The sequence below is a fragment of the Kribbella sp. NPDC051586 genome (assembly GCF_044453965.1).
Classification (GTDB): domain Bacteria; phylum Actinomycetota; class Actinomycetes; order Propionibacteriales; family Kribbellaceae; genus Kribbella.
Map to the genome: position 1 here is coordinate 1,871,767 of NZ_JBITDF010000001.1, position 12,522 is coordinate 1,884,288.

Annotated in this window: 11 protein-coding genes; 2 read left to right on the plus strand and 9 right to left on the minus strand. The window is 69.1% G+C overall.

Features of this window, described 5'->3' with window-relative positions; genetic code table 11:
* Positions 1 to 177 precede the first annotated feature (177 nt).
* The 8 genes from ACIA58_RS09390 to pseB form a co-directional block, all read right to left on the minus strand.
* Positions 178 to 1,794, minus strand: coding sequence for a cation acetate symporter (locus ACIA58_RS09390; RefSeq protein ID WP_396403331.1), 1,617 nt, complete (start codon positions 1,792 to 1,794; stop codon positions 178 to 180).
* A 29-nt stretch (positions 1,795 to 1,823) separates the two neighbouring features.
* On the minus strand, positions 1,824 to 2,168 hold the full coding sequence (locus ACIA58_RS09395; RefSeq protein ID WP_396403095.1) for a DUF485 domain-containing protein: 345 nt from the start codon (positions 2,166 to 2,168) through the stop codon (positions 1,824 to 1,826).
* A gap of 83 nt (positions 2,169 to 2,251) precedes the next feature.
* Positions 2,252 to 3,088 carry a methyltransferase domain-containing protein gene (locus ACIA58_RS09400; RefSeq protein ID WP_396403096.1) on the minus strand — a complete coding sequence of 279 codons (837 nt, stop codon included), beginning with the start codon at positions 3,086 to 3,088 and terminating at the stop codon, positions 2,252 to 2,254.
* Between the two features lie 38 nt (positions 3,089 to 3,126).
* Entirely contained in the window at positions 3,127 to 3,873 is a 747-nt protein-coding gene (locus tag ACIA58_RS09405; RefSeq protein ID WP_396403097.1) for a cytidylyltransferase domain-containing protein, read from the minus strand.
* Positions 3,861 to 4,676, minus strand: coding sequence for a hypothetical protein (locus tag ACIA58_RS09410; RefSeq protein WP_396403098.1), 816 nt, complete (start codon positions 4,674 to 4,676; stop codon positions 3,861 to 3,863). Before ACIA58_RS09410 ends, ACIA58_RS09405 begins: the two co-directional genes overlap by 13 nt.
* Positions 4,676 to 6,139, minus strand: a complete 1,464-nt coding sequence (locus ACIA58_RS09415; RefSeq protein WP_396403099.1) for a hypothetical protein — start codon at positions 6,137 to 6,139, stop codon at positions 4,676 to 4,678. Before ACIA58_RS09415 ends, ACIA58_RS09410 begins: the two co-directional genes overlap by 1 nt.
* 10 nt (positions 6,140 to 6,149) lie before the next feature.
* On the minus strand, positions 6,150 to 7,274 hold the full coding sequence (gene pseC / locus ACIA58_RS09420; protein ID WP_396403100.1) for a UDP-4-amino-4,6-dideoxy-N-acetyl-beta-L-altrosamine transaminase: 1,125 nt from the start codon (positions 7,272 to 7,274) through the stop codon (positions 6,150 to 6,152).
* Positions 7,275 to 7,276: 2 nt separating this feature from the next.
* A complete protein-coding gene (pseB, locus tag ACIA58_RS09425; RefSeq protein WP_396403101.1) occupies positions 7,277 to 8,260 on the minus strand; it encodes a UDP-N-acetylglucosamine 4,6-dehydratase (inverting) in 984 nt (327 codons plus the stop codon).
* A gap of 156 nt (positions 8,261 to 8,416) precedes the next feature.
* Between pseB and ACIA58_RS09430 the strand changes: the two genes are divergently transcribed.
* The gene (locus ACIA58_RS09430; RefSeq protein WP_396403102.1) at positions 8,417 to 9,433 is read left to right on the plus strand and encodes a PseG/SpsG family protein; all 1,017 of its coding nucleotides are present in this window, start codon (positions 8,417 to 8,419) and stop codon (positions 9,431 to 9,433) included.
* On the opposite strand, the gene ACIA58_RS09435 is transcribed toward ACIA58_RS09430, so the two are convergent.
* Complete coding sequence (locus ACIA58_RS09435) at positions 9,426 to 11,654, minus strand: hypothetical protein (RefSeq protein WP_396403103.1); 2,229 nt, start codon at positions 11,652 to 11,654, stop codon at positions 9,426 to 9,428. The genes ACIA58_RS09430 and ACIA58_RS09435 overlap by 8 nt on opposite strands.
* Before the next feature lie 96 nt (positions 11,655 to 11,750).
* On the opposite strand from ACIA58_RS09435, the gene ACIA58_RS09440 reads away from it, so the two are divergent.
* Positions 11,751 to 12,503 carry an N-acetyltransferase gene (locus ACIA58_RS09440; protein WP_396403104.1) on the plus strand — a complete coding sequence of 251 codons (753 nt, stop codon included), beginning with the start codon at positions 11,751 to 11,753 and terminating at the stop codon, positions 12,501 to 12,503.
* The last annotated feature ends 19 nt before the right edge of the window (positions 12,504 to 12,522 follow it).

Here is a 12,522-nt window from a genome sequence, read left to right on the forward strand (position 1 = left end):
CTCCTGGTGGGCGGGACAGGGAAGAACCACCACGCAGGAGTTCAAAACTTTCGCTGAGTTGCTCATTTCTTGCGCGGCGATGGCTCATTGTTACGGCACCACTACGCGGGCGTCAACGGTTCGGAAACGACGAAAGGCCCGGCTCGCGCGATGCGAGCCGGGCCTTCCGGAGGTACGTCAGTGCTTGGCGACGCCCTCCGCACCGGCGCCGGTGAGCGCGCGGACCGAGAGCTCGTTGTACCGCTGCTCGCTGGACCTGTCCCGGCCCAGATACGTGCCGAGAACGCCGAAGAGGAAGCCGAGCGGGATCGACACGATGCCTGGGTTCGACAGTGGGAACCAGTGGAAGTCGGTGCTCGTGATCATCGACGTCGGCTTGCCGGACACGACCGGCGAGAACACCACCAGTACGACGGCCGAGATCAGGCCGCCGTAGATGCTCCAGGTCGCGCCCGCGGTGTTGAACTTCTTCCAGAAGAGGTTGAACAGCAGCGCCGGCAGGTTCGCCGAGGCCGCGACCGCGAACGCCAGCGCGACCAGGAACGCGATGTTCAGCTTTTGCGCCGGGATGGCCAGCGCGATCGCGACCGCACCGATCCCGATCGCCGCGAACCGCGCCACCCGCAGCTCGCTCTTCTCGGACGGCTTGGTCTTCGCGATCACGTTCGCGTAGAGGTCGTGCGCGAACGACGACGCCGACGTCAGCGTCAGACCGGCAACCACCGCGAGGATCGTCGCGAACGCGACCGCCGCGATCAGCGCCAGCAGGATCGCCCCGCCGGTGGATCCGGCGCCACCACCCACGGACTCGGCCAGCAGCGGCGACGCGACGTTGCCCTTGGACTCGGCCACCGCCGAACCCTTGCCGGTGTCGAGCAGCGCCGCCGCGCCGAACCCGAGGGCCAGCGTCATCAGGTAGAACACGCCGATCAGGCCGATCGCCCACTGCACCGAGCGCCGCGCGGACCGCGAGTCGGGCACGGTGTAGAAGCGGATCAGGATGTGCGGCAGACCCGCCGTACCGAGGACCAGCGCCAGGCCGAGGGACAGGAAGTCGATCTGGCCGGTGAGGTCCTTGCCGTACAGCAGGCCGGGCTGCAGGAACGACTCGCCGTGGCCCGACTTGGCCGCGGCCGAGCCGAGCAGGTCGGAGAGGTTGAAGTGGAACTTCAGCAGCACCAGGAAGGTGATCACGACGGTGCCGGCCATCAGCAGCACGGCCTTCACGATCTGAACCCACGTGGTGCCCTTCATACCGCCGATGGTCACGTAGATGATCATCAGCGCGCCGACCAGGACGATGACGGCGGCCTTGAGGCCCTCGCTCTTCACGCCGAGCAGCAGCCCGACGAGCGAACCGGCGCCGACCATCTGGGCCAGCAGGTAGAAGATCGACACCACGATCGTCGACGTGGCGGCCGCGGTACGGACCGGACGCTGCTTCATCCGGAACGCGAGCTGGTCGGCCATCGTGAAGCGGCCCGAGTTCCGCAGCAGTTCGGCGACGAGCAGCAGTGCCACCAGCCAGGCGACGAGGAACCCGATCGAGTACAGGAAGCCGTCGTACCCGTAGAGGGCGATCTGGCCGGAGATGCCGAGGAACGACGCGGCCGACATGTAGTCACCCGAGACGGCCAGGCCGTTCTGCGCGCCGCTGAACGAGCGGCCGCCGGCGTAGTAGTCGGCTGCGGTCTTGTTCTGCCGGGACGCCCACCAGGTGATGTACAGCGTCACGGCAACGACCGCGCTGAACAGCGAGATCGTCAGCGCCCGGTTGCCCGGCTCTGCTGCCATCGGAATGGCCAGGGGGACGAGAAGCGAGTTCACCGGCGGCGCTCCCTCTTGTACTTGGCGTTCAGGCCGTGGGCCAGCGGATCGAGCTTGCGGTTGGCGAACCGGCCGTACAGGGCGGCGATCACGAACGTCGACACGAACTGCAGCAGCCCGAAGATCAGGGCGACGTTGATGTGACTGTCGCCGATCCGGTGGCTCATGAAGCCGCGGGCCCAGTTGTTGCAGGCGACGTAGGCCAGGTACCAGGCCATGAAGGCGATGGTCCACGGCACCACGAAGTTCCGGTAGCGCCGTTTCAGCTCGGTGAAATCGGCCGCCTCGTGCACAGCCTCGTACGCGCGGGCATCCCGCTCGCGCACCGCCTGGTCGTCCATCAGATCCCCTTTTGCCCGCGACACGAACAGGTGCACGTTAGCCGCAAGTCGCCGATTTGTGACCTACCGCAATCAAAACGTTTCTAGAGATGCGGTGCGACCGGGCCGTCGACGGTACGGCGGTAGTTGGCGAACTCGCTGGGATGAGCCCGGAAGCAGTCGGTGAAATACGGCATCCGCAGGGCCTCGGGGGGCCGGGCGGTGTGCTCGTAGATCAGCTCGATCTGGTCCAGGACCTGGTCGCGCCGGGTGTCCTTGAGTACGGCGACCCGCGAGTGCGACTGGGCCAGCTGCCGAAGGCCCTCGCGGTTCAGGTCGTGCCAGTGCCGGAAGCGGGCGAACTCGGGCGGGGTGAACAGGCTCGACTGGTCGAGGATCGGGACCGGGTCGAACCGGTCGCTGCCGCCGACGCCGTCGCCCTGGATCACCTGGAAGATCCGGCGGACCCACGGAACGACCGTGTCCGCGTTGTTCCAGAGCAGGCCCAGGACGCCGTTCGGCCGCAGGACCCGGGCGATCTCCGGCAGCGCGCGGGCGTGGTCGAACCAATGGAACGCCTGCCCGACGATCACCGCGTCCACCGAGGCGTGCGCGAGCGGGATCGACTCCGCGGCGCCGACCATCGTGTCGATGCCGGATCGCCGGCGGCAGACCTCGAGCATCTCCTGCGACGGGTCCACCGCGATCACGTCGTGCCCGAGTTCGGCCGCGACCGCGGCCAGCTTGCCGGTGCCGGCCCCCAGGTCGAGCACCTGGAGTCCGCGCCCGGGGCCCAGGATCCAGGTCAGCGCCTCGAGCGGGAACGTCGGCCGGCCCACGTCGTACGCCGACGCGACGGCGCCGAACGACTTCGCCCGCGTCGCGTGCGCGCCGTTGGCCGGGGTGTCCGCGGCGTCCCCAGCTGGATCATCGGTGGTCATCACCGTAAATCATGCCGTAGTGAGCGGGCTGCGTGCTGTCACTCGCCGAGCTTCTTCTGCTCGATGTGTGCGTTGAGCGCGGCCAGCTCCGGGTGTGCGTCCAGGATCGCGACCAGTTCGGCGCAGCCGAGCCGGGGCGCGTCGAAGTCCTCGATGAGGGCGTCGAGCAACTTCCAGTCGTCGGCGGTGTCCAGCGTGAGGCGGTACTGCGCCGCGTTCTCGGAGCCGCCCGACCAGGGCAGATTCAGCAACCGCATCTCGCCGGACCGGTTCTGGTGCAGGTACGGCGTGACGTGCTCGCGGTCCGCCTTGAGCGTGGCCTTCGCCTCCGCGTCGTACAACCGGGCGGTGGAGAAGATCTCGAAGTCCATGCCGCGCGGGTAGGTCCGCTCCAGGCAGTTCGAGATGTACAGGTCGAGGTCGTTCTCGGCCCGCCACCGGTCGACGCCCGCGGCAACGATCTCCGGGTCGATCAGCGGGCAGTCCGACGTCACCCGGACGATCGCGTCCAGCTCGTGCTCCCGGGCAGCGCCGGCGAACCGGCTCAGTACGTCGTCCTCGCTGCCGCGGAACACCGGGATGCCGTCCTCCTGGCACACCTGGACCACGAGGTCGTCGTGGACGTTCGTGGTGGTCGCGACGATCACGGGCAGACCGGTGCGGCTCAGCCGGTCGAGGTGGTGCTCGAGGTACGAACGGCCGGCGACGCTCAGCAGCACCTTGGCCGGTAGCCGTGTGCTGGTCACGCGGACCTGCGTGATGATGCCAATCTTCAGGTGTTCCATCGGAACATCTCCCGGATCTCAGCCGGACCGGCGACATGGTCGACGCCCAGCTCCGTGTCGGTGAACTCGCGCGCGACCGCCGGCGGGACGAACGGCTGGTCGAGCTCCGGCCACAGCCGTTTGATCCGCGCCTGGCCGCCGAACGACGGGTGCTCGTTCTCCAGCACCATGGGATCACCGTAGACCCCCGGCTGCAGGCCGAGCGAGGCGCCGTACAGAACGGCGGAGCTGAGCCGGTTGGACGCCACCCGCTCGTGCTTGCGAAGCTCGCGCAGCTGGTTGACCAGGAACTTGGCGTTGGTACGGCGCCAGTGCAGGCCGCGGTAGCCGTGCGTGATGACCCGGAACCCCGCGTCCTTGTAGACGTTGCGGATCGCGGGCTTGTCGTACTCGTTCCAGTACAGGCAGACGGTGACCGGGCCGGTCTCGTGCTCGTTGATCGAGGCAACGATCCGGCCGTGGTCGCCGAGCACGTGCTGGCCTTCCCAGCCGTGGAACGGATAGAAGATGGTGCCCTTGGCACGCTTCGCCGGGGTGGCCAGCTCGGGGTGGACCTTGAGCAGGTACAGCCAGACCGAGCCGATCACCGAGTAGTTGCGCAGGCCGAGCGCGTGCCCGCGCCGGCGGACGCTGTCGGACCAGACGAACTTCGGCATCCCCGGCGCGAAGTTCGTGCCGTGGGCGAAGCCGTCGAGGATGTTCCAGCCGTGCTGCAGGTAGCCCCAGATCCGCGGTGGTTTCGAGAGCCCGGCGTACGCCGCCATGATGTTGGCGTGCCCGTAGAAGTGGTTGGCGTGGTGCATCAGCGCCGCACCTTGCGCAGTACCCGCTTGAGGCGACGGCGGATGACGCGAGCCGGGTTGAGGACGGCGTGACCGACGCGGTACGGAAGCGACCGGCGGATGCCGCTGACGGTGCCCTCGAAGAGGATCGCGCGAGCGCTCGCGTGCGCCAGTTCGTCGGCGAGCCGGGCCACGGTGGTCAACTGTTCGGCACTGCCACGCGGACGGACGACCTCGTCCGGCGAGAACTCCTGCTCCGGCAGGGTGATCCCGGCCATCGCCGCCAGCCGCGCGGTCAACGCGTGCGGATCGGCCGCCGCGGGCCATGGTTGCCGTGAGCCACTTTCGAGCGCCCGTCGCGCAAACCGGGCCAGGTGCTCCACGACGTCCAGCTCCTGCGCGTCACCGAACAGCCGGTACGACGTCCCGTCCAGAATCACGTTGTCCGGCGAACCCGCACCCCCTGACGCCAGCCAGGCGACATACCCAGGAATCACCCGCCGAAGCTCAGCCTGATCGTCAGATCGCAGGGCCATCAGAAGGTGCTCCTCCAGCAAGACACCTTCGCCTGCCGGCACAACACCTTCAGGTAGCACGGCGGGAGCATTGGCGCCGATCACGAAGTACCAGGCGGGTGCCAGCTCCAGGCCCAATCCCGCCCCGGCCGCATCCAGCACCAGCCGGTACGGATCCATCAGCACCGGACCTTCGTTGCGCGAGGCAACAGCCCGCGCGGCGACGACGCCGGCGAGTCCGTCGACGGCGCCGAGCGCGACGTCTGCCTGGGTCAGCGACGGAAAGACGGCGTAGGTCTGCACGGTGCCTGCCGTGCCTGCGTCGGCAACGCCTGCTGCTCGGAGTGCGGCGGTGAGGGGTTTGAGCCCAGCCGGGGCCCGGTCGGCGACGTCCCGTCCCCAGTCCTCATCCCGCGGAAGCGCCGCGGTGATGTCCGGTTGCACCAACCGCTGGAACCCGAACGCATTCTCGGCCCCGAGGAGCAGTCGTCCACCCGCGCGCAGCCGCCCGAGCAACCGCTCGACCCCGGCAACCCACCCGAACCCGGCGGTGTCCGGCCCCACCAGCCGATCAATCCCATCCAGCACAACAATCACGTCATAACCAGCACCCGGTGCTCCGGCGCCGCCCGTGGCGTGCTGGCTCGCTGCCCCTCCGTCCTTCTTCTCGACCTCGAAGCGGTCGAGGGAGCCGCAGAAGACCTCTCCCTTGGTCTCGGACAGGAGTTCAGCCAGTTCTTCGGCGTCCTGCGCGGAGCGCACGAGCAGGTCGACCGACGTCACCTGGGCGGCGACGGCGGTGATCAGGTCGGCGGCGTGGGCGCCGGCAATCAGGACGGAGTCCTCCGGCTGCAGGACGGCGGCCAGAAGTGCCACGGCTGCGGGTCCGCCGGCCGCGGGACGGGCGTCGCCCGGGTGCAGATCCGACCAGTTGAGCATCTCTCCGCCGATCAGGTTCGATCGGGTCACGTCCGTCACGTTAGCTAACCAACTCCACGAGAGTCTCGATCACCCGGTCGACGTCACTGTCGGTGAGGGCCGGGAAGAGGGGCAAGGACAGCTCCTCGGCGTAGAAGCGCTCCGCGTTCGGGCACAGGCCGCGCTGGTAGCCCTGGCGTGCGAACACCGGATGCCAGTAGACCGGAATGTAGTTCACCTGTACGCCGATGCCCGCCGCCCGCATCCGCTCGAACACCTCGCGCCGCCGCCCGCCGAGCACGCGGATCGGGTACAGATGCCACATCGGATCGACGCCGGCCCGCTGCACCGGCGTACGCAGGCCGTCCACACCGGCGAAGGCCTCGTTGTAGCGCGCAGTGATCTCAGTGCGGCGGCGCTTGAACTCGGCGAGCCGGGCAAGCTGTGACAGACCGAGCGCAGCGCCGAGATCGGTGAGCCGGTAGTTCACGCCGTACGCGTGGACCTCCTGGTGCCACGGGCCCTCGTCGGTGAGTTCGAAGCGGGAAGGGTCGCGGACGAGGCCGATGAAATGGAATTCATGGGCTCGCTGGGCGACAACTGGGTCCTTGCAGACCACGGCGCCGCCCTCGCCGGTGGTGAGGTTCTTGGTGGGGAAGAAGGACATGGTCGTGACATCTGCCAGGTCGCCGACCGGGCGCCCGTCGGCTGATCCGCCGACAGAGTGGGCGGCGTCGGCCAGCGTCTGCGCGCCCACCCGATCTGCCAGTGGTTGTAGCGCGGCATAGTCGGCGGACTGGCCGGCATAGTCGACCGCGCCGATGACCCTGGACTGTTCGGTGAGAGCAGCTTCCACAGCGGCGGGGTCGATCAGGCCCGTGTCGTAGTCGACGTCGGCGAAGACGATGCGAGCGCCGAGCATGGCGGCGCAGGAGGCGGTGGCTACGAAGGTCATGGGGGTGGTGATGACCTCGTCACCCGGTCCGACACCGAGCGCGGCGTACGCGATGTGCAGTGCCGCCGTGCCCGACGTACAACTGACTGCGCGATGTCCGCCGGCCAGCTCCGACACCGCCTGCTCGAAGGCAGTGACGGCCGGGCCGGTCGTGAGCCAGTCACCACGCAGTACCGCGGTGACCGCCTCGATGTCCTCCTCGGAGATCGACTGGCGTCCGTACGGAAGCATGGTCAGACGTCGCTCTCGAGGATCTTGCGGATCTCCTCGATCGAGTACCACTGGTCGTTGGTGTCGGAGGCGTAGTGGAAGTCGCCCGCCACCGCCCGGCCGTCGGCGGGCGGCTGGTAGCCCCAGGTGGCCAGGTCGGGCTGCAGCACGAAGCGGTTGCCGAGGGACAGCGCCCGGCGGCCTTCCTCCGGGCTGATCATCTCCTCGTGCAGCTTCTCGCCCGGGCGCAGGCCGACGTCGTGCATCAGGGCACCGGGTGCGATCGCCTCGGCCAGGTCGGTCACCTTCATCGACGGGATCCGCGGCACGTACAGCTCGCCGCCGGTCATCAGGTCGAACGAGTCGACCACGAACTCGACCGCCTCCGGCAGCGTGATCAGGAACCGGGTGCAGCGCAGGTCGGTGATCGGCAGCGACTGCCCGGCCGCGTGCAGCGCGCGGAACTTCGGGATGATCGAGCCCCGGCTGCCCATCACGTTGCCGTACCGGACCACGCTGAAGCGGGTGTCGTACGCCGCCGCGTAGTGGTTGCCGTTGATGAAGAGCTTGTCCGCGGTCAGCTTGGTCGCGCCGTACAGGTTGATCGGGCTGGACGCCTTGTCGGTGGACAGCGCCACGACCCGCTTCACGCCGCAGTCGATCGCCGCCTCGATGACGTTCTGCGAGCCGATCACGTTCGTCTGGACGAACTCCCACGGGTTGTACTCGCCGCTGTCCACCTGCTTCAGCGCGGCGGCGTGGACGACGTAGTCGACCCTGTGCATCGCCCGCAGCAACCGGGACCGGTCCCGCACGTCGCCGAGGAAGAACCGCAGCCGCGGGTCGTCGCCGAACAGCTGGCGGACCTCCCACTGCTTCAGCTCGTCGCGGCTGAAGACGATGATGCGGCGCGGGTTCAGCTGATCCAGCGCGTGCCGTACGAAGGTCCGGCCGAACGACCCGGTGCCGCCGGTGACCAGGATGTCGGAGCCGGTGAGGATTGACACTCGAGCGGGACCCTTCTGACGGACAGTTCCGAATCGCACACACGCGGTACGGACCTCGAAACAATAGCTGCCCCGTGAGCGAGTACTTCAATCCACCGTCTCAGCCCCAGACGATCAAACGTACGTTCGTGCCCCGTATACGGGACACTGTGCGCCGTGAAGCGCGTCGGGGTGCGATGTGATGTGGGGCCGGCCAGGGGCATCGGGCACGTGATGCGCTGCCTGGCGCTCGCCGAGGAGGTACGCCGGCGGGATGTCGAGCTGGTCTTCGTCTGCGACGCCCACACGGTGCCGTGGGCCGCCGACCAGATCGCGGCGCGCGGCATCGACGTACATCCGGCCGTCTGGACTGCCGCCGAGCACGTCGAGCTCTTCGAGCGGCTGGAGCTCGACGCGGTCGTTCTCGACTCCTACGACCTGGACGCATCGGTCTACTCGGCCGCTCGGGCGCTGCCCACGCTGGCGATCGTCGACGGCGACCTGCGTGGCGCCGAGGCGGACGTGCTCGTGGACCAGAATCTCGCCGCCGAGCTCGACCACCCGACCCTGCCGCCGGGCTCGGTGCGGCTGGCGGGCCTGCCGTACGTGATGATCCGCGACGAGGTCCTCGAGCACCGTCCCGACGAACCGCCGACGTCCCGGCCCACCGCAGTACCGAAGGTGTTCGCGTTCTTCGGCGGCACGGATGCCTTCGGGGCCGGTCCGTACGTCGCCCGCGCGCTCGCGGCGACCGGCCTCCCGTTCGAAGCCACCGTCGTCGCACCCGGTCCGGACCTCGCCGCACAGGTCGCTGCGGTCGAGCTGCAACCGCACCAGCACCTCCAGGTCATCGGTCCGACGACTCAGCTGGCCACAGAGGTCCGCGCGGCCGACCTGACCATCAGCGCGTCGGGCACGTCGACCTGGGAACTCCTCTGCCTCGGCGCCACGACCGGGCTCGTGTGTGTGGTCGACAACCAGGTCATGGGCTACGAGCGTGCCGTCGGCACCGGTGCGGCGGCTGGACTGGGTCTGTTGAGCGCACTGAAGGCGGACACATCCTCGGTGGTGCCGACGCTCAAGAGACTGCTCACCGACTCGGCCGAGCGTGGCCGCTTGGCCAGTGCCGGGTGGGAGCTGGTCGACGGCAGAGGGCGGGAGCGGGTCGCCGACGCCCTCCTGGGGCTCATCTGAGCTCGTAGATCGTCGCGTCGAGCGTGGCGTGGCGGAGGCGGACGTAGTTGCGGAGTGCGGGGGATACACCGCCGGCACGGTTGTCGGCGTACAGCCAGCGCACTCCGGTCTGGCGGAGTCGCTCGATCGCCGCTGGGGTCGGCGACTTGAAGACGATGTCGTTGGCGGCCAGCTCGCTGCTGTCCCAGTACGGGATGAGGCTCGGGTTGCCGCCGGTGGTGAGAGCGATCCGGTTGGCCTGGTTGGAGTACGACCAGCCCTCGATCAGGACGGGCCGCTCGGAGAGCGCAGCGAGCCAGAAGTGCCGGCTGTCGCACAGGCCGTTGCGCTCGATGATGCAGTGCGCGTTGGTCGCGACCAGATCGCCAGGTGTGCTGTTCCGCCGGAGCCACTCCGCCGCTCCGGCCTCCGCAGCGGTCGCACCGCCGCGGAACGGATGGGCGAAGACCAGATTCGACTCCTTGTCCGACACGAATGCCTGCAGAGGCACCAGCGCAGCGCCGATCATGCACACCGCCACCGCACTGCCCAGCAACGCGACGAAGAAGTTGCCCGGTCGCCTCGCCAGCTTCCAGACAACGGCGACGAGCACTGCGACCGCGAGCACGGCGCCAAGGGTCCACAGCCACGGGCCTTTGATGCCACGCAGGTCGGCGGACTCGGACCGGGCGACGGCCAGCGCCACCAGACCGAGCAGTCCGGCCGCACCGACGAGCACCACGGACCGCCGATCGCCGAGCTTCCCGACCAGGTTCGCCAGCCCGACCGCCGCGAGTACGGCGACGACGGGGAACGCCGTGCGCAGGAAGTACAGCTGACTGACGCCGGACTGTGTCGTCAGCAGTGTCCCCAGCAACCCCGCGACCACGAAGCCGGCCAGGAACACCGCGCCGGTGTCCCGCCACCTCCGGCCGAGGAAGAACAACCCGGACGCGGCCAGTCCCCAGCTCAGGAGAGTCGTTGCCCCGGACAACAATTGCGCGTGCGGGCCCGGCGTCAGCATCGAGTACGGCGCCAGCTGCACGAACGTCTCGAACGGCTTGATCTCCGTCCCCCACGTGCTCCCGCCGAAGATCGTGATCAACGCGGCCACGAACACCGCGAGCGACAGCAACCCACCGTAGAACGCCGGCCGTGTACTCCGCCGCGCCAGCCCCAACTGCAAGAACGCGAAGGCGAACCCGATCCCCACCAGCGGCAGGATCGTCGACTTCGCACCGGCCGCGACCAGTGCGAGCAGGACCAGTAACACCCACCGGCTGCGCTGCCGGCCGTCGGACCGCAGGAGGTCCACCGCCACCACGCACACGGCCAGTGCGATCAGTACGCCGAGATTCTGCGTCGGACTCAGGTACGCCGCTACCGCGGTCGATATGCCACCCAGTCCGGTCCCCGCCAGCGGCTGCACCGCCCCACCGAGGCCGGCGACGAACACAGCGAGCGGCCCGGCCCAGGTGGCCCCCGACTCCGCGGTGGGCGCGAGCCGACTGGTCAGCGCGAACACCATCCCGCAGCCCGCCAGGAACAGCGGCAGCCAGCTCAGCGAGTGGATCAGGTCGGTCAGGTCGATCCGCGTCCCCCACTGCGTCGCAGCAGTCGCCTGGTGGAAGAACGTGTGGTACTTCATCGGCTCCCCGCCGAGCCATAACGTTGCGATCGGTACGTCGTACTTCGCGCTCGCGGCCAGCGCCTGCTGGAAGGCCAGATCGGGGTACGCGCGCAGCGGATCGGTGTACGCCGGCAGGAACTGCCCCGGACCGCGCCGGTACACGATCAGCAGCACGGCCGCGGTCGACGCCGCGAGCAGCCACGCCTGCAGCGGTCGCAGCGGCTTCTCGACCCGCCGCCAGACCCGCGCCCGGGCGTCGCTGTCCACGAACGCGACCACCAGCACCACCGGCGCCCACACCCACGACCACGCCTGCAGACCGATCGAGGCGCTGGCCAGATAGACCAGCACCTGCCCGGCCGTCCCGACCGCGAACCCGGCGGACAGGTCCTCGACCAGGTTGCGCCCGTACCCGCCGATCAGCCGCCACAGCGCGAACCCGGGCAGCATCACCACGACGCCGGTGAACAGCACGAACCGGGCGAGCTCGAAGAGCGTGGCATGCAGCGCGAGCAGGACCAGCGCCAGCACCACGACCGCCAGCCCGGCGACCAGCCCGGACAGGGAAGGCCCCGCAGTACGCGGCCCCCGCCGCCTCGCTCTCGCCCGCATGCCGTAACACTAATGTGAAATTCGCCGCAGAGCGTGCCCGGCGATTCACGGGTGGTCACCTCCCGGTCCGCGGCGATGCCTTAAGCTCGACGGCCTATGAGTTGGTACGACGCGCTCGAGGCCGGTGAGTTGACCGTCCGGCCGTCCGTTGACGCGGCGAAGCGGTTCGGGGTCTCGATCGACCGGATGTCCGTCTCGGCCTCGGCCGGTACGCCGCTCGCCGAGGTGCTGGGCGCGGTCGAGGCGTCGACCGCTGATGTGATCGTGCTGCGCTACCCGGCCCGCGAGACCACCTGGTTCGCCGCCCTCGCGAGCGGCCCGCGGCAGGCGCTGCTCGCCGACACCGTCGTCTACTGGTCGTTGCCGACCGGCAAAGGCCGGCGGCCGGCGCCGCTGGCCGGATTCAGCGCGCAACTCGAGCCCGCTGCCGACGACGATCTGGTCGACGACCTGGTCGCGGACGTCTTCGGCGACTCCGGCAACCACTACTGCTCCGACCCCGTGTTCGACCGGACGCTCGCTCTGGCCGGCCGGCAGGAGTGGGCCCGGCGGCGGATCGCCGACGCCGGCGCCGTCGTACTGCGTGGTCCCGACCGGCGGGTGCTCGCGCTCGCGGCCGTCGACCAGCAGCGCTCGTGGACCGAGATCCAGCTGGCCGGCGTCGTACCGGCCGAGCAGGGCCGCGGGCGGTACGGTCACCTGCTCGCCGCCATCGAGGACGCTTGCACCTCCAGGCGGCTCGTCGTCTCGACGCAAGGCCACCAAACCGGCATCCAGCGCATCTGGGCCCGCTACGGGTTCGAACCCGTGCATAACCTCCTGACCGTTCACCTCGTTGCCGCTACGTAGTCCCCTGGGGGCCCGCGTA

Coding starts and splice junctions, on each gene's coding strand:
- ACIA58_RS09410 (WP_396403098.1), bottom strand. CDS start 4,676: ATGCACCACGCCAACCACTTCTACGGGCACGCCAACATCATGGCGGCG.
- pseC (WP_396403100.1), bottom strand. CDS start 7,274: ATGCTTCCGTACGGACGCCAGTCGATCTCCGAGGAGGACATCGAGGCG.
- ACIA58_RS09435 (WP_396403103.1), bottom strand. CDS start 11,654: ATGCGGGCGAGAGCGAGGCGGCGGGGGCCGCGTACTGCGGGGCCTTCC.
- ACIA58_RS09400 (WP_396403096.1), bottom strand. CDS start 3,088: ATGACCACCGATGATCCAGCTGGGGACGCCGCGGACACCCCGGCCAAC.
- ACIA58_RS09390 (WP_396403331.1), bottom strand. CDS start 1,794: ATGGCAGCAGAGCCGGGCAACCGGGCGCTGACGATCTCGCTGTTCAGC.
- ACIA58_RS09395 (WP_396403095.1), bottom strand. CDS start 2,168: ATGGACGACCAGGCGGTGCGCGAGCGGGATGCCCGCGCGTACGAGGCT.
- ACIA58_RS09440 (WP_396403104.1), top strand. CDS start 11,751: ATGAGTTGGTACGACGCGCTCGAGGCCGGTGAGTTGACCGTCCGGCCG.
- ACIA58_RS09405 (WP_396403097.1), bottom strand. CDS start 3,873: ATGGAACACCTGAAGATTGGCATCATCACGCAGGTCCGCGTGACCAGC.